Annotated in this window: 13 protein-coding genes; 4 read left to right on the plus strand and 9 right to left on the minus strand. The window is 49.6% G+C overall.

The features are described 5' to 3' along the window. The first annotated feature begins 211 nt into the window (after nt 1-211). Both ACMYR3_RS16330 and ACMYR3_RS16335 read left to right on the plus strand, forming a co-directional pair. Nucleotides 212-1,024, plus strand: coding sequence for an EAL domain-containing protein (locus ACMYR3_RS16330; protein WP_424193152.1), 813 nt, complete (start codon nt 212-214; stop codon nt 1,022-1,024). Nucleotides 1,025-1,114: 90 nt separating this feature from the next. Next, nucleotides 1,115-2,056 (plus strand): CysB family HTH-type transcriptional regulator, encoded by a 942-nt coding sequence (locus ACMYR3_RS16335; RefSeq protein WP_424193154.1) that lies wholly within the window; start codon nt 1,115-1,117, stop codon nt 2,054-2,056. 28 nt (nt 2,057-2,084) lie between these two features. Here ACMYR3_RS16335 and ACMYR3_RS16340 read toward each other — a convergent pair whose 3' ends face one another. The 5 genes from ACMYR3_RS16340 to ACMYR3_RS16360 all read right to left on the minus strand — a co-directional run bounded on the left by ACMYR3_RS16340 (nt 2,085) and on the right by ACMYR3_RS16360 (nt 8,906). After that, complete coding sequence (locus ACMYR3_RS16340) at nt 2,085-2,969, minus strand: ParB/RepB/Spo0J family partition protein (RefSeq protein WP_424193156.1); 885 nt, start codon at nt 2,967-2,969, stop codon at nt 2,085-2,087. Between the two features lie 84 nt (nt 2,970-3,053). Next, a complete protein-coding gene (locus ACMYR3_RS16345) occupies nt 3,054-3,824 on the minus strand; it encodes a ParA family protein (protein WP_424193158.1) in 771 nt (256 codons plus the stop codon). Nucleotides 3,825-3,827: 3 nt separating this feature from the next. Further along, nucleotides 3,828-4,481 (minus strand): 16S rRNA (guanine(527)-N(7))-methyltransferase RsmG, encoded by a 654-nt coding sequence (gene rsmG / locus ACMYR3_RS16350; RefSeq protein ID WP_424193159.1) that lies wholly within the window; start codon nt 4,479-4,481, stop codon nt 3,828-3,830. Beyond that, on the minus strand, nt 4,478-6,394 hold the full coding sequence (mnmG, locus tag ACMYR3_RS16355) for a tRNA uridine-5-carboxymethylaminomethyl(34) synthesis enzyme MnmG (protein WP_424193161.1): 1,917 nt from the start codon (nt 6,392-6,394) through the stop codon (nt 4,478-4,480). The genes rsmG and mnmG overlap by 4 nt, the downstream gene beginning before the upstream one ends. A 115-nt stretch (nt 6,395-6,509) precedes the next feature. Next, nucleotides 6,510-8,906 carry a sensor domain-containing diguanylate cyclase gene (locus ACMYR3_RS16360; RefSeq protein ID WP_424193163.1) on the minus strand — a complete coding sequence of 799 codons (2,397 nt, stop codon included), beginning with the start codon at nt 8,904-8,906 and terminating at the stop codon, nt 6,510-6,512. Between the two features lie 401 nt (nt 8,907-9,307). On the opposite strand from ACMYR3_RS16360, the gene nadA reads away from it, so the two are divergent. Continuing rightward, the gene (gene nadA, locus ACMYR3_RS16365; RefSeq protein ID WP_424193165.1) at nt 9,308-10,420 is read left to right on the plus strand and encodes a quinolinate synthase NadA; all 1,113 of its coding nucleotides are present in this window, start codon (nt 9,308-9,310) and stop codon (nt 10,418-10,420) included. Then, a complete protein-coding gene (gene nadC / locus ACMYR3_RS16370) occupies nt 10,417-11,304 on the plus strand; it encodes a carboxylating nicotinate-nucleotide diphosphorylase (protein ID WP_424193167.1) in 888 nt (295 codons plus the stop codon). The genes nadA and nadC overlap by 4 nt, the downstream gene beginning before the upstream one ends. A gap of 58 nt (nt 11,305-11,362) precedes the next feature. Here the strand turns inward: nadC and nadB are convergent, their stop codons facing one another. The 4 genes from nadB to gspD form a co-directional block, all read right to left on the minus strand. Continuing rightward, nucleotides 11,363-12,955 carry an L-aspartate oxidase gene (nadB, locus tag ACMYR3_RS16375; RefSeq protein WP_424193169.1) on the minus strand — a complete coding sequence of 531 codons (1,593 nt, stop codon included), beginning with the start codon at nt 12,953-12,955 and terminating at the stop codon, nt 11,363-11,365. A 321-nt stretch (nt 12,956-13,276) separates the two neighbouring features. Then, nucleotides 13,277-14,167 carry a response regulator gene (locus ACMYR3_RS16380; RefSeq protein WP_424193171.1) on the minus strand — a complete coding sequence of 297 codons (891 nt, stop codon included), beginning with the start codon at nt 14,165-14,167 and terminating at the stop codon, nt 13,277-13,279. Nucleotides 14,168-14,175: 8 nt separating this feature from the next. Further along, on the minus strand, nt 14,176-15,603 hold the full coding sequence (gene gspE, locus ACMYR3_RS16385) for a type II secretion system ATPase GspE (protein WP_424193173.1): 1,428 nt from the start codon (nt 15,601-15,603) through the stop codon (nt 14,176-14,178). A gap of 20 nt (nt 15,604-15,623) precedes the next feature. Continuing rightward, nucleotides 15,624-18,158, minus strand: coding sequence for a type II secretion system secretin GspD (gspD, locus tag ACMYR3_RS16390; RefSeq protein ID WP_424193175.1), 2,535 nt, complete (start codon nt 18,156-18,158; stop codon nt 15,624-15,626). Nucleotides 18,159-18,189: the final 31 nt, after the last annotated feature.

Raw genomic sequence — 18,189 nt, forward strand, 5'->3', positions numbered from 1 at the left:
CGCAAAACAATATTTAAGTCACAACACAACATGATCCCGTCAGGCTTCAGGATCGGCAGTAAATTTTCTTTTTCTCTCGGTTTATCCAAATTATTGCTATCAAAAAACGTACTTAGTTATTTCTCGCATTTACTTGCTTGCTATGATTCGTAGCCTTCTGCTATGCACATCTTTATTCTTGCTCACATGAACTCGAAGGAATTTTATGCATATGTCTACCGTTGAACGACTCCTTGACTTATTAGAGGGCAGTTCGGAATTGCGCCCGCTTCTTCGCACGCTTGACCAGCAACAAGTGATTGGCCGCTTTTTGAATATTGACCTAACCAGTAAATTTCAATCGATCTATGAAGTTTCCTCTAACTCACAACAGCCACGCTATACAACAATCGGTTATGAAGGCTGGGTACGATCTTTTGATGCTCAAAATTCAGAAGGTCTATCGCCATACAATTTATTTGCCCGGGCTGCGCGAGAACATGAGTTGATCGCGCTAGATCGCTTATGCCGAACGCTTCATGCCATCAATTTTTTTTCCATGTCGATCCCGGGCTTTCTATTTCTTAATGTCCATGAACGTCTATTGAAGAATATCAAATACGACCATGGCCGCACTTTTGCCGCCATTTTGATTGCAATGGGGCTTAATCCTGGCCAAATCGTCATAGAAATACCCGAGGCTGCCGCTGGACATCGTACTTTTCTAGAGTTTATTTTGGAAAACTATCACCGCAATGGCTTCAAAGTTGCCATTAACCTGCCTTCCGCCGGCCTTATTCATAATCTTGCCACACTGCTTGAACCTGACTTTTACAAGATAGACGCTCGAATTGCTTGCAGTGATGGCAGTATTTCCCCACTAGTTGACTACACAAAACACCAATCCATTCCGCTCATTTTCAAACAGATTGATAGCGAAGAACGACTTGAGACACTACTTCTCGCCGGGGCGCAGTATGTACAAGGCAAATTATTTCTTACTCAAACCGCACAAGTTGACAAGGAAACAATCGCTTATACATAAATCGAATAAGTATTATCAAAAACATTCGTTTATCAAATAAACGTTGGCTGCCAGAATCAAGTCTTAAGCATAACTTCGTTTTGGAACCCTATGAATTTCCAGCAACTGCGCTCGATTCGTGAAGCGATACGTCATAGCTTTAATTTGACCGAAGCTGCCAATGCCATGTTTACGTCTCAACCCGGTGTGAGCCGTCAGATTCGAGAATTGGAAGAAGAGTTAGGCGTGCAGATTTTTGAACGGCAAGGCAAAAGACTCACTGGTTTGACTGATCCTGGACGAGGCATTGTTCCCTTGGTAGAAAGACTGCTCCTGGATGCAGAAAATCTAAAGCGCGCCAGTGCCGATTTCATTGCGCAACAAACGGGGCGCTTGACTGTTGCCACAACGCATACTCAAGGGCGCTATGTATTACCGCCGGTGGTCAAACAATTCAAGCAACGTTATCCGAATGTCAAACTGGTTTTGCAACAGTCTTCACCACAAGATATTGTTGCCTTACTGCGTTCTGGCGAAGCCGATATTGGCATCGCCACTGAAGCACTGGAAGGCCTGGAAGAACTCCTCAACTTTCCCTGCTATCAATGGCACCATGTGGTCTTGGTTCCCAAGGGACATCCCTTGACTCAACAACCGCTATCGGCCCAGTCACTGGCTCAGTACCCACTTATCACCTATGACTCTGGACTTTCCGGTCGCTCAAGAATTGATGAGGCATTTACGCAACTGCAAATCAAGCCCGACATCGTCTTATCGGCGATGGATGCCGATGTCATCAAAACCTATGTAGAAGCCGAACTGGGGGTGGGTATTATTGCGGAAATGGCTTTTGATCAAAAAAAGGATACCGACCTAGAGGCCATTGATGCGGGGCATATCTTTGCAACCAATACGACGCGCCTGGCCATTCGACGTGGTGCGTATTTACGCAATTACGCCTATCAATTTATTGAATGCTTCTCGCCGTCATTGACGCGTCGGTTTATTGAGCAAGCACGCCGTCAGGAACAGTCTTCGCATTATGATATTTAGTCGGCACACAACCCACTTATTGGCCCTGTCAGGCTTCTTCGCTCAAACCAAGACGGCCTAGCAAACCATCAAGCTGATCATGGCTGGCAAAGTCGATATTAAGCTGACCTTTACCCTTTTGGCTGACCTTCAGTTTGACGACGGTCCCTAGCAGGTCACTTAAGCGCTCTTCCAGTCGCGCAGTATCTCGATTGGTATTGGTACCGCTTTTAGCGGCTTTCAAGGAAAATGGCTTAGTGCTGGCATTGACCAGTTTTTCGGTGTCGCGCACCGACAAGCGCTTGCCCACAACCTGATTAGCCAGATTGATCTGCGTCGCTGCATCCACCGCCAACAGCGCGCGAGCATGCCCCATATCCAGATCACCAGCCATCAACATGGTTTGCACCGGCTTAGCCAAATTCAGCAGGCGCAGCAGGTTGGAACATGCAGAGCGTGAGCGGCCGACCGCTTGCGCGGCCAACTCGTGGGTCAAGCCAAACTCGGTAATCAGGCGTGAAATGCCCTGCGCTTCTTCCAACGGATTGAGGTCTTCTCGCTGGATGTTTTCAATCAGCGCCATTGCTGCGGCAGCCTCATCGGGCACCGCCTTGACGAGCACCGGCACTTCCGTCAATCCCGCAATTTTGGCCGCACGGAAACGTCGTTCACCGGCGATGATTTCATAGCGACCACCACCTATTTCGCGCACCAGAATTGGCTGCATCAGGCCTTGTGCCTTGATACTTTGCGCCAGCTCATTTAATGCGCCTTCATCCATGCGTGTGCGTGGTTGATATTTACCGGCTTGCAACAGATCCAGCGCCAAGGAACTGGGAAAACCATCTCGTGGCGCGTCGGTTTCGAGTGAGGGCACGGCTGCACCCAACAGGGTTTCCAGGCCTCGGCCGAGTCCTTTTTGCTTCTTCAACATGGGTACTCCAGGGGAGATTACGTTAATATATAGCTATATAGTGCGTAAATATTGGGGCTTTTTATATACATAGCCCCTGTATATTTATAATGTTTCAATGCGCTCCAGCATTTCATTGCCAAAAGACACATAAGCCTGGGCACCTTTAGATGCCTTGTCAAAATTCACTCCTGGAATGCCATACGATGGTGCCTCGGCCAATCGCACATTGCGCGGGATGATGGTCTTGAAAACTTTGTCGCCAAAATGTTTTTCCAATTCGGCAGAAACCTGCTGCGACAAGGTCGCGCGCGTATCAAACATGACGCGCAACAAACCAATGACCTTGAGATCACGATTTAAATTGGCATGTACTTGCTTGATGGTATTGACCAGATCAGACAAACCCTCAAGCGCGTAGTACTCACACTGCATGGGGATAATAACGCCATTGGCCGAACACAAACCATTGAGCGTGAGCAGCGACAACGCGGGCGGACAGTCAATCAGCACAAAATCGTAATCGGCATCGCGTAGCTTGAGCGCTTCCTTGAGCCGGGTTTCGCGAGAGTCCAGATTGACTAGATCGATTTCGGCACCCGCCAAATCACGGTTGGCAGGCAGTACGTGGAACTTGCCCGACTCGGAAAACTTGACCGCCTCCGCCACACCGGCAGCACCAATCAAAACCTGATAGACACTTAAAGGCAACTCACTCTTGTCAATGCCCGCTCCCATGGTGGCGTTACCTTGAGGATCAAGATCCACCAGCAACACCCGTTGCCCCAATGTCGCCAAGGCTGCCGCCAGATTGACTGTCGTAGTGGTTTTGCCGACACCACCCTTCTGGTTAGCGATCGCAAAAATTTTTGCCATAGATTATTCTGCTTGTATCAAAATCAAATGTCGTTCGGCATCCAGCATAGGCACTTGCAAAGACACCACGTTTTTCACCTGCCAACTCAAAGGCAGACGACTTATTTCTTCTGTTGGCAATTGGCCTTTCATGGCCACCAACCAGCCACTAGATTGCAAATGCTGGCCTGCCAAATTAACGAAATCGGAAAGCTCGGCAAATGCACGTGAAACAACCACATCAAACTGATTGGCAAATGAAAACTGCTCTACCCGCCCCGCTGCCACCTGCAAATTACCCAGCTTTAGCAATGCCTTGACCTGGGTTTGAAAAGCCGATTTTTTCTGTACCGTGTCATTCACCGTGACATGCCAATGCGGCCGCACAATAGCAATCACAATACCCGGCAAACCACCGCCCGAACCTACGTCCAATATATTTTGAGGAGCAAGTTTGTCGAGTTCGGCCACGATCGCCAATGAATCGAGCAGGTGATGCGTCAACATTTTTTCTGGCTCACGCACAGCGGTCAGATTGTAGACGGCATTCCATTTCAGCAGCAAGGCCAGATAGTCTAACAACTGCTCATATTGCTCAGGCTGCAAATTCAGCTTGAGTGCTTCACAACCGTGTCGCAACGCCATAGCCAACGCCGCACGATCAGATAAACCGGTCATGCGGCCTCTTTAGGTGAGGTTTTATTTCTGCCCGCATGTTTTTTCATATGAACCAATAAAATCGAAATCGCGGCCGGTGTCATGCCCTGTATCCGCGATGCCTGCCCCAAGGTTTCCGGGCGGAATTGGCTCAAGCGCTGACGCACTTCAAAGGACAAACCTTTTACGTCGGCATAATCAAGCGATTCGGGCAAACGCAGGCTCTCGTTATGCTCACTGCGCTCTATTTCATCCGCCTGCCGATCTATATAACCCTGATACTTGAGTGCAATTTCAACCTGCTCACAAACATCGGCTGAAAGTGGTTCCGCAGGCGCATGAATACCATCCTGCATTTGCATCAAGCCCGCATAGGCAACATTGGGGCGACGCAATAAATCAGCCAGATTGTATTCGCGCTCAATTGCCTTACCGAGCACGGCCTCAGCCTCTTCGGATGACAGGCTCTTGGGGTTAACCCATGTCGATTTCAATCGCTCTGTTTCACGTGAAACAGCCTCACGCTTGCGATCAAAGAACTCCCATTGTTTATCGCCGACCACGCCCAACTCGCGACCAATTTCCGTCAAGCGCATATCGGCATTATCTTCACGCAGGCTCAAACGATATTCGGCACGACTGGTAAACATGCGATACGGCTCACTCACACCGCGCGTAATCAGGTCATCAACCAACACACCCAGATATGCTTCATTGCGTTTTGGCGTCCAGGCTTCTTTGTTTTGCGCATATCGCCCAGCATTTATCCCCGCCAGCAAACCCTGGGCTGCCGCCTCTTCATAACCCGTCGTACCATTGATCTGCCCGGCAAAAAACAAGCCCTGAATCACCTTGGTTTCCAACGAGGCCTTTAAGCCACGCGGGTCAAAATAATCATATTCAATGGCATAACCAGGCCGCATGATATGTGCGTTTTCCAGACCGTGAATAGAATGAATGAGGTTAAGCTGCACATCAAATGGCAAGCTGGTAGAAACGCCATTTGGATAAAACTCATTGTTGTACAAGCTCTCCGGCTCCAGGAATACCTGATGCGAATTCTTACTCGCAAAACGATGAATCTTATCTTCGATGGATGGACAGTAACGTGGCCCCACCCCCTCGATAACACCGGTGTACATGGGCGAACGATCCAAGCCGCCGCGGATGATATCGTGAGTACGTTCATTGGTATGTGCAATCCAACAAGGCAACTGCCGAGGATGCTGCGCAACCTTGCCCATGAAAGAGAATACGGGAATTGGATCAAGATCTCCCGGCTGCTCTTCAAGCACCGCATAATTAATGGTGCGGCCATCAATACGTGGTGGCGTCCCTGTCTTCAGTCGGCCCTGTGGCAACTTTAGTTCTTTCAACCGTGCCGACAGCGAGACTGCAGGAGGATCACCAGCACGGCCGCCTGAATAATGATTCAATCCAATATGAATCTTGCCATCGAGAAACGTACCGGCAGTCAACACCACTGCACGCGAGCGAAACTTGATACCCACCTGCGTGACCGCACCCACTACCCGATCACCGTCGACCAGCAAATCATCGACTGCCTGCTGAAACAAACTGAGATTATCCTGATTCTCCAGGCGCCACCTGATTGCCTGCTTATACAAAACCCGATCCGCCTGGGCACGCGTAGCACGAACTGCCGGACCCTTGCTGGAATTCAAAATACGAAACTGAATACCGGCCTCATCAGTAGCCGCCGCCATCGCACCGCCCATGGCATCCACCTCTTTGACAAGATGGCCTTTACCAATGCCCCCAATCGATGGATTGCATGACATCTGTCCCAGCGTTTCAATATTATGAGTCAGCAACAAAGTTTTGTTGCCCATTCGCGCCGAGGCCAACGCAGCCTCAGTCCCGGCATGACCACCGCCAACAACGATGACATCAAACTCTTCAGGATAAAACATGGATAACGCTCCCGAGCAGCAATTTCAGAAGGCGCAATTATAAGCCCGGCTTTCGCCGGGCTCAAAAAAACAAAAAGATAAGGTTAATGTTTCACGTGAAACACGTCAGGATGGGTCAGGCTTTTTTATCAGCAAGCATTTTTGTGTAAACATCACGCAATAAATCTTCTGGCTTGGTATGCTCACCCAAGAAAGTAATGCCCACGGTCACATCCAGTTCTGGTGCTGCGGCAACGACTTTCTCTGGCTCGATCTCAAGTGGCAAATCCAGACTAGCGCCCCAGATTGACTCTTCACGAACTTCGCGACGAATTTCATTTTGAACACGCGCCGCAAACATCTTGCCAATATCCTCATTATCCAATGGGTGCAATAAGATACCAAACTCGGCACCACCAATACGCGCCAATAAACGGCCTTCGGTCATCAGCTTGCTCAACCGCTGCACCATCACAACCAGCACATGATCACCCGCATCATAGCCAAAGCGGCTGTTGATCAGCTTGAGCAAATCAATCTGCAAAACCATAACGGCGATGGTCTGGTTCTGGGTGCGCGCCTCGATCATTGCAATCCGCAGCTTCTCAGTAAAGGCACGACGATTCAATAAGCCCGTTAAAGGATCGTTGTTCTGATGAAACTCAAATTGCTGTTTAAGCTCTTTATATTGCGTCGTTTCCTTGAGGATCACCAGAATAGCGCCATCGCGTGGATTGGCATCCACTTTTGGGGGAACCGAAGTTTTACCTTTCGTTTGCTGCAACTCGGGAATCGCTTCGGCATCCACCAGCGGCAACTTGGTAATTTCAAAGGTACGCTGCACACCCGCCACATCCCAAGCGATTTCTTTGCCAATCAAAGCACGTTTGGTCAACAACAATTGCTGATCATCCTTGTCGATTTCGGCTGCCAAGGCTTTGGGGAACACATCACGCGCCTTGCGACCAATCAGATCATCCACCGAATTCAAACCCAGTTTCAGCGCCATGGCACGATTAGCCAACTGGTAAATTCCGGCTTTATCCTTGATACAAACGCCATCTGGCAAACAATCAATGACTGACTTGAGCAACTTACGCTCACGCAACCGCAAGCGTTCAACTTCTTTACGCTGAGTAATGTCGGCAAAAGAAATGACCATGGCACGCACCGAGGTACTGCTTAACAAATTGATGGCCCAAGCTTCAATATGACGCCAATTGCCATCGGTATGGCGCATTCTGAAGTAGGTACTGATTGGCGTATCAAATTCTTCACGCAGACGAGCTATCTGCGACAGTACCAACTTGCGGTCTTCTGGGTGAACCCGTTCAATCTCGATATGTCGAACAAACTGCCCAATGGCCAAAGTATCGTCCTTGATACCGGTAATCAATCGCATCACCGGATTGGCAAAAACCACCTTGCCATTACCCCCCATTAACATGATGCCTTGTGTCAGATTGGAAACCACCGAAGCAAATTGACGCTCTTGCGTCAACGATGCGTAATAACCAGATAACTCATCAGTAATCCAGCCTAATACCTTTAAAGCCAACCAACCGCAAAAAGCCACTATACTGAGCAGCACCATATTGACGAGCAAAACCGTCATGATCGGCGACAAACTAATTGCCGATTGAAACTCGCCAGCAACTGGATGATAAAGCGCCGACTGGCGCCCCTGAATCAACAAGGAAATACAGACCACGCCCAAACCAGCGCCTAACACGGTCAGGTATTGACGCATCCGGTCACCCTGCCGGTCTTTTTCGGCGCCATAATTCATGAAGGCGCTCAACAGCACATGACGTACCTGGACGCAAGTCAGCCAGACCACCATCAGCCATGAAGTCGCAGGAAAGGTCGCCCAGACCAAAGGCACCAATGACAGCACGACTGACCGGGCCAGCAAACCCAATGGTTGTACTGCGACTGTTTTTTCAAGCGCCTCTTGACCTGGCTCCGGACGAATCAGCCAACCCGAGGCACGGGCGGAAAACAGTGCCACGCCGTAAATCGCCCAACCAGCGACACCCAAAGCAATTAAAAATGGAATATTGGCGGTTCGGGCAGGTTCAGAAGGATCAATCTTGTCCCAGGCCATCCAACCAATAACGGCAAGGACAATACAGGCAACCACTTCCAGCATCCGGCCGATCAGATCAAACAAGACGGCAGGATCAAATCTGGCAGCATCTTCTTGATGGGTAACCGGCTCTTCAGCCATCAGCCAATCAGGCAATTTGCCATCTTCGTAAGGGTATACCGTTTCGTAACCGGCAAAACCGGACAAGGTCTTGCCCAGGGTATGATTACGTTCATCATCGCTTGCGCCCAGTCGGCTTTGTGTCATGGCGCGCTCAATCGCGTCATTCAAACCATCCGTGCTTTGCAGGCTTGAATGATTAGCAGATTTTTGTGTGACCGACTTGATTACTGATTTCACCAGTCCAAGTTTTGCGGAAAGCGATTTATCTTCCGCACTGCGTTCGTCCGCACCAAAAATGCGTCGGCGCAACTGCTTGGTCATATGGCTCTCCAGTTCAATGTAAATAGTTGCGGCAGCAGAGTGGCAGGCAAGTCATCACTGTTGAAAGTCATCCTCGAATACCCAATTTATAATCTGCTTTATTCTTTCCATATGGTATCAAATGGCGCACCATTACTGAGTAAAAACTCGTTTCATAATGCGTCTTTACAACCGATTTCACAAGGACTGAGCTGATTAGACTATTGCATTGGTATCGCAAGCAATGCAAAAAATGAAAGAACCTATTTTGCATAAACAGGGTCTCAACCATGCAACAGGAATTCACAAATCCATACTCCCAGGTAAACGCATATCAAAGTAGTAAAATAACTAGCTCAGGCTAATAAATATTAGCCCGCTAACCACCACCCAAATACCCATAGGGGTATCGGAAATTATCTATGTTGAAAACGATTGAATTTGATCGACCAGTCAAAGACCATCAAACCGAGGACGGTGCAACCTGTCTGGCTCAAGCCTGGGCTAAAACACCAGAAAATCTCAATTCAGAACAAAAAACTGTACTCAAAGAAAAAATCCGTGGTTTGCTCAAACAGCACAATGCGGTCTTGGTGGCCCATTATTATGTCGATGGCGACATCCAGGATCTGGCCGAGGAGACCGGTGGCTGCGTCTCCGACTCGCTCGAAATGGCACGCTTTGGACGTGATCATGGCGCGCAGACACTGGTCGTCGCCGGCGTACGCTTCATGGGTGAAACTGCCAAAATTCTCAGCCCGGAAAAACGCATCCTGATGCCCGACCTGGATGCCACCTGCTCACTTGATCTCGGTTGTCCCGCCGATGAGTTCGCCACCTTTTGCGACGCCCACCCAGATCGCACCGTGGTCGTTTATGCCAACACCAGTGCCGCCGTCAAGGCGCGTGCTGACTGGATGGTGACATCTTCCATCGGCCTGCAGATCGTCAAGCATCTGCACGAACAAGGTAAAAAAATCCTCTGGGCACCGGATCGTCATCTGGGTCGCTACATCCAGGAGCAAACCGGTGCCGACATGCTGCTCTGGCAAGGTGCCTGTCTGGTTCATGATGAGTTTAAAGGTGTTGAGCTTGAACTCTTGCGTCAACAACATCCCAAGGCCAAGGTACTGGTACATCCCGAATCACCAAGCAGCGTGGTGGCACAAGCCGATGTCGTTGGTTCGACCACACAAATCATCAAGGCGGCGCAAAGCATGGATGCGCTCGAATTCATTGTGGCTACGGACAACGGCATCCTGCACAAAATGCGTCAGGCCGCCCCCAGTAAAATTCTCATTGAGGCCCCCACCGCGGGCAACTCGGCAACCTGCAAGAGCTGTGCGCATTGCCCCTGGATGGCCATGAATGGTTTGGCCAATCTTGCCGCCACACTGGAAAAAGGTAGCAACGAAGTATTGGTTGACCCCATCATTGGTCAAAAAGCCTATGCTTGCATTGACCGCATGTTAACGTTTGCTGCTCAACAAAAAAAACCAACACCCGCATGGGATAAAGGAATTGGCCCCGCATGAACCATTTTTACTCAGCCGATCACTTGGCCGAACTCAACCCCTTCCCAGAAGATCCCATTTTACAGGCCACCTTTGAGCGCAATATTGCCGTTGCCATTGCCGAAGATGTCGGTTCAGGCGATGTCACAGGGTTGCTCGTGCCCGACCAACAACGTGTACAAGCACGTCTGATTGTTCGTGAAAATGCCGTGCTATGTGGCATACCTTGGTTCAATGGCGTCATGACAAGGCTTGATGCCAGCATCAGGATCAACTGGCAATATCAGGAAGGTGATCTGATGGAAGCCAATTCCGTTGTCTGCCTATTGGAAGGGCCGGCGCGCAGTCTCCTGACTGCTGAGCGTAGTGCCATGAATTTTTTGCAAACGCTGTCGGCAGTGGCGACCAAGACGCAACAGTATGTCAAGATCGTCGCCGGCACCAATGCCAAAATACATGACACTCGCAAAACGCTGCCAGGTTTACGCCTCGCACAAAAGTATGCGGTACGTGTGGGTGGTGGAGAAAACCAGCGTTTAGCACTCTATGATGGGATTCTGATCAAGGAAAATCATATAGCGGCCGCTGGCGGCATTAAAGCGGTACTCAGACAGGCTTACGCACTCAACGCCAACCTGCCCATCCAAATTGAGATAGAAACGCTTGAACAGCTTGAAGAGGCCTTGAGTGAAGGCGCCAAATCGATCTTGCTGGACAACTTCAGCCTGCAACTGATGCACGATGCGGTTAAGCTCAACCGTGGTCGTGCAGTGCTGGAAGCCTCCGGTAGCGTTAATCAGGACACGGTAAGGCGCATTGCCGAGACGGGCGTTGATCGAATTTCAATTGGCTCACTCACCAAAGATATTGATGCAACCGATTACTCAATGCGTGTCATTGGTTGAATCCAATCGGCTTAGAATCTATCCGTAAATAATGTTGATCTTCAGCGGCACCTTTCAGCTATTTTTGCGGCGTCAGAATGGTCGGCTTGGCTTCCGCCAATGTTTCTGGATAATCTCGACTGAAATGCAGCCCTCTGCTTTCATGTCGGGCCAAAGCACTGTCCACAATCAACGAAGCCACATCAACCAGATTTCTCAGTTCCAGCAAATCTCGCGTCACGCGAAAGTTGGAATAAAACTCGGTGATCTCTTCACGCAGCAACTGCAAGCGATGTCGTGCTCGCTGCATGCGCTTTGTCGTACGCACAATGCCAACGTAGTTCCACATAAAGCGACGCAGCTCATCCCAGTTATTGGCAATGACGACTTCCTCGTCGGCATCACTCACGCGACTTTCATCCCATTCCGAAATAAGCGCCTGCGTCACAGTGGCTTGCCGCAAAATATCCATGGCCGCTGCCCGGCCTAATACCAGGCATTCCAGCAAGGAATTCGAAGCCAGTCGATTGGCACCATGCAAACCGGTATACGCTGTTTCACCCACGGCATACAAGCCAGCAATATCGGTACGACCGCTCATATCGGTCATCACTCCCCCACAGGTGTAATGCGCTGCTGGAACGACCGGAATCGGCTCCTTGGTGATATCAATACCAAATTCCAGGCATTTTGAATAAATCGTCGGAAAATGTTCTTTGATGAATTCAGGAGGACGATGACTGATGTCCAGATGTACATAGTCCAGGCCATGCTTTTTGATCTCAAAATCAATTGCGCGGGCCACAATATCGCGCGGGGCCAGTTCCAGACGATTGTCATGCCAGCTCATGAAACGCTTACCATGATCCACGCCCGCATTGGGCGGCAACTTGAGTTGACCACCCTCGCCCCTGACCGCCTCACTAATCAGAAAAGACTTCGCATAAGGATGATAGAGACAGGTTGGATGAAACTGGATGAATTCCATATTGGCAACTCGACAGCCAGCGCGCCAAGCCATCGCAATGCCATCACCAGTAGCCGTATCCGGGTTGGTTGTATAAAGATAAACCTTGCCCGCACCACCCGTCGCCAATACCGTCTGTGAGCAATTGATTGTCACAACCTTACCGGTCTCGGTATTTTGCACATAAACACCATAGCAACGACCCTGATCCAAACCGACCTTATCGCCAGTAATCAGATCAATCGCCATATGATTTTCAAGCAGGGTAATATTGGGATGCTGATGGACCTGTTGCTCCAATGTCACCTGAACCGCATGACCCGTCGCATCGGCAGCATGAATGATACGACGAGCACTGTGGCCACCCTCACGAGTCAGATGAAATCCAAGTTCGGCTGTTTCGTCACGTGTAAAGGGTACGCCAAGACCGATCAACCATTCAATACTTTCCCTGGCATGCTCAACAATGAAACGTGTAGCAGGCTCGTCACAAAGCCCTGCACCTGCGATGAGTGTGTCATTGACATGCTCATCAATACTATCCTGCGAATCCAGCACAGCGGCAATACCGCCTTGTGCCCAGTTACTGGCGCCATCCAACAAAGAACGTTTACAGATAACGGCGACTTTTTTATCGCGAGCCAAATTGAGTGCCACAGAAAGCCCGGCCAAGCCTCCGCCAATAATGACGATATCAAACAACATTATGATTATTGTAGTCAGTGATAAAACCGCATCATAGCTGGTATAAGAAAGAAGCTCAAAGCCTACTTAAGCAAAAAGCGCTACCAAGTAAATAACTCGATAGCGCTTTTCTTTTTTTATTCACTAACTTTATTAACTAACAGAGCAAGTCGTTAGTATCTCCATTTTTTATTTTGCCGCTTTTAGTTGCGACATTTGTCTCCTACTACCTCTCCTCCCGAATTGCTTGCAACTTTAATATGACCATCTTAACGAAGACTTACATGCTTGTCAGCAAGCAGTAAGGAAAACCCTAGGAAACAAAAGCACTCTTTACAAAAATCACTCCTGGCTGTGGTCTTGGGCCTCATTGCCAGCCTCAACAGGGGCTGTACTAACCATGTCACCGAGTAACTGACGAACCACACCGACCAGACTTTCACGCGAATAAGGCTTGATCAAGTAAAAATTGATACGCAATCCCTTCATCTGTTCCTGCAAAGTAGCAGGACTGACCGAACTGATGATGACAATTGGCACGTTCGCAAAACGCTCATCGGAGCGAACCCGACTGATCAGTTCCATGCCACCCATGCGCGGCATTTCCAGATCGGTAATCAAAATGTCCGGCAGTTCAATTTCAAGCTTTTGCAAAGCATCCAGACCATCATTGGCCAGAATGACACTGAAACCATGTTGCTCCAAAGTCATCTTGGCAACACGCTGCGCCGTTCGAGAGTCCTCAACAACCATGACTAGCGGTAATGCCGCATCAGCTTCTGCCTGAGCCTTTTCTGTCGCTGAGTGACGGAAATCAACATCCTCACTCTCAATGGCAGAATAGGCATTGAAGAGTCCGGTCTTGTTTGGCAGTATGCTATCCGGATCCAGTTCAAAAGTGGCCGCAGGCGCAGCCTCCGGAGTATCCTCCTGTTGAACAATCTCGTCAGCAGCCAAAGGCTTGGCCGTCAACGTTTTTTCTTTCAGCTCAAAAATACCGGTCTTCATGCTACCGATATCACGAGTCAATGCCCTTTCCAAAGCCTCGGTTGAAGCAACACGTTTATCAAGCTCCCGCAAATAACGCAGAAGATATTCAACCTCGCCCTTATGCTTTTGCCTGGATCGGAAAACATAGGCGCACAATAGCGCCAAACCGACCAGCAGCAACACCAGCAGGGCAACGACACCCCAAAGCAGTGAAATTAGATTATTAGCAACAATGTCGGTCATCGCCTGTCCTAATCCCGGGTGACACGAATGACTTCTTCTGGCGAAGTCACACCAGAAACAATCCAGCGGGCACCATCCTGACGCATGGTACGCATACCTGCGCGAGTCGCAGCTCGACGTACTTCATGTTCACCATCGCCGTTATGAATCATCTGCCGGATAGCATCATTGATAACCAGCAATTCATAAACGCCGGTACGACCAGAATAGCCACTCGTCGAGCATTTTTCGCAGCCGACCGGATGATAAAAACGTGCCGACCCAGCACGATTTTCTTCTCGCTTGCAATGTGGGCAAAGCTTACGAACCAAGCGCTGTGCCAAGACTCCTAACAGACTGGAAGATAGCAAGAAGGGCTCAACGCCCATATCCACCAACCGGGTAATTGCCGAGACAGAGTCGTTGGTGTGCAGCGTGGCCAAAACCAAATGACCCGTCAATGATGCTTGCACAGCAATCTGCGCTGTTTCCAGATCACGAATTTCACCAATCATGATGATATCCGGATCCTGCCGCAGGATCGCTCGCAAAGCCTTGGCAAAGGTCATGTCAATACGCGCGTTGACCTGAGTCTGCCCGACCCCATCGAGATCATATTCAATCGGATCTTCTACCGTCATGATATTGCTAGTCGTCGCATCTTGACGAGACAATGCGGCATACAAAGTCGTCGTCTTACCTGAACCCGTTGGGCCGGTAACCAGAATGATGCCATGCGGCTGTCTGGCCAAGGTATCAAAACTGGCCAAGGTATCTTCGCTCATACCCAGCGAAGCCAAATCAAGTTTGCCCGCATCCTTATCCAGCAAACGCAAGACAGCGCGCTCACCATGTCCAGTGGGCAGCGTGGAAACCCGTACATCCATGGGCTTACCACCGATTTTCAAGGTAATTCGACCATCCTGTGGCAAACGCTTTTCGGCAATATCCAGCTGCGCCATGATCTTGATCCGGGAAATCAAGGCGGCATGCAACTCACGCTTGGGGCGAACAATATCGCGCAACGTGCCATCAACGCGGAAACGTACTACTGAGGACTTTTCAAAAGGTTCAAGGTGAATATCCGAAGCATCTTCTCGTGCAGCCTGCGTCAGCAATGCATTCATCATCCGAATGATTGGCGCATCATCATCCGCTTCTAGCAGATCCTCAATCTGTGGGATCTCCTGCATCAACCGAGAAAGATCTAAATTGGCCTCAACCTCACCGACCACATTAGCCGCACTGGATTCACCGGCCGAATAGACGCGCGCCAACGCAGAGTCAAACTCCGCACGAGATACCTTTTTGGGAGGAGGTACACGAAACTGAACCATGCGCTGCAGTTCAGCCAGTGCCGACATCGGCGTATTCTCTGTCACCAGCAACTCATTATTGGCGATATTGAGTAACACTCCCTGATCGCGGGCAAAGCTATATGGAATCTGCGTGATCATGGCTCAACTCTGGTCATTAACTATCTTATTTGTTGTGTGGACAAGCCCATGCGATTAAGCACATCCTTGACAGAGTTTAGTTCAGAACGCTCCGATGAAACCCGCACGCGGTGTAACTGTGCGCTGATGCCGCTGTAAGTTTGCACATAGGCATTCAAGCCCTTTTCCTTAAGCTTGCTTTCCAGCATATTGGCTTTTTCAATATCCGTAAAAGCCGCTACCTGCAAAATAACGGGAGTAGGGCCACGTCCCGCCGTATTACTAGCAGGCAAGGGCACGACAACATTATCCACAGGCGCTATTTCAATGGGTGCTACGGGTATCACTGGCGTTGATACGGCAGGCTCTGGAATACTTGGCTTCGGTGTCGGGACATCAATCACACCAGCGTCTTTCACGACGGCTTCCTGGGTGATTGGAACCGGTGCTTTTGGTGCCTGCGGTAATGAAACCGACTTCAAATTGGTCGCTAACGGTGGTGGCGCAGCCAATGGCTGATTACCCAACAACCAGGAGTCACTACGATTGCTCAACGCCTGATTACGAATGAATTCATAGCGATCGCCCAGCAAACTGTCACTCGCCTCGGCGGTACGCATCACATAAGGGCGCAAGAAAACCATGAGGTTGGTCTTGGAACGCTTACGAATATCGGAACGGAACAAGGCACCAAACACAGGAATACTTTGCAGACCCGGAACACCATCACGGCTATCCGAGGTCTGATCCTGCATCAAGCCACCCAGCACGATGGTCTGGCCATCATCCACAATGACATTGGACTCAATGGAGCGCTTATTGGTAATGATCCCTGCAGAATTGGTGGTGCTCTGAACACTTGAGCTCTCCTGGTAAATCTGCAGCTTGACTGCACCGCCTTCAGAAATTTGCGGTTTGACCTTCAACGTCAAACCCACATCTTTACGTTCAATCGTCTGAAAAGGTGAAGTCGTAGAAGTTGACGTGCCCGTTGTCGTATATTGGCCCGTGACAAATGGTACGTTTTGACCAACAACAATTTTTGCCTCTTCGTTATCCAGCGTCAATAAATTCGGTGTCGACAAAATATTTGCTTTGGCATCGGTTTCCAGTGCGCGGGCCAGCAAACCCAGATTGGTAAATGTGGTGCCAGCAATAGTCAATGAACCTTTAACAACACCAATATTGAGACCATTACTCAAAGAGGTAATGTCCTTGGTTGCACCAATCAGATTGGTACCGGCAGAAGATGAACCAAAATTGGTACCACCGATGACGCTAGTTGAAGAGTTGGTCAAACCAGTCAGGTTTTGCCACTGAATACCAAACTCGGCCAACTTGTCGGCCGTGACTTCAACAATCAATGCTTCAATAAAAACCTGGGCACGTCTTGCATCCAGGCGATCAATAATATCGCGCATATTGCGATAGATTGGTTCTGGCGCAGTGATGATGAGCGTATTGGTTGCCGCATCGGCTTGAATCATGCCACCTGCGCCAGCCACCAAACCATTATTACTATTGCTGCTAGAGCCAAAATTGCTAGCCTGGCTACCACCTAGTGTACCCGTCTGCTGATTGGACGAGGCACTAAAAGAAGTTGAAGAATTGCTCGTGGTGTTATTGCTGCCAGAAGAGTCTGCAGCAACGATTGCTCGCAGTGTTTGCGCCAACTTCACAGCCTCAGCATTTTTGAGGTAGACCACATGCATATTGCTGCCGGAAGCCGAGGGCGTATCCAATTTAGCAACCAAGCCACGCGCCAAGGCTAGTCGAGCAGGATTGGCGGCGCGAATCAACAATGAGTTGGTGCGGGAATCCGCCAAAATATTGACCTTCTGGCTACCATCGGGTGCTGCCCCTGCTGCTGCAGTACGCGTCTCGTCCAGCAATCGATTCAACATGGCGGCCATATCAAGCGCCACCCCATTCTTGACTGGAATCACTTCCAGATCGCTACCCGCAGGTGTATCAACTGCGGCAATGATTTTGGCAATGCGGTTCAGGTTGTCGGCATAGTCAGTGATGACCAGCGTGTTGTTACCAGGATAGGCATTGATGGTGTTATTTGGCGCAATCAGGGGGCGCAAAACGGGTACCAGATTATTGGCCGACTCATAGTTGAGCCTGAATACCTGAGTAATAATCTGGTCTCCGGCCAATTTGCCTGAGCGTCCCGCCTGCAACGGCGAGGACTGCAGTTTGGCATCATTCTCTGGCAGCACTTTAAGCAAACCACCACTCTCAACAATCGTAAAACCCTGCAGGCGCAGTGCGGATAACAACGTTTGGTAGGCTTGCTGCTTGGTGACAGGTTTTTCGGAAACCAGATTGAGCGTACCCTTGACGCGAGGATCAATCAAAAAATTTTTATTGGAATAATGACCAATTGCCTTGATGACCGCTTCCAGATCAGCGTTGACAAAATTAAGCGTGACCATTTCTTCTGCTGCATTGGCAGATTCCACAAACAGGGCGGAAAATGAAGGTGCTGCCACCGTAGCAATCAGCAATCTGATGGCCCAGTGAATACTGCTTTCCTTCAATTGTGTACTTAACCTTTTTTGAGGTTTCATTCTGACTCTTTCAAATGGGCGCTCTGTCGAA

The organism is Ampullimonas aquatilis (genome assembly GCF_049675895.1).
GTDB lineage: Bacteria > Pseudomonadota > Gammaproteobacteria > Burkholderiales > Burkholderiaceae_D > Ampullimonas > Ampullimonas aquatilis.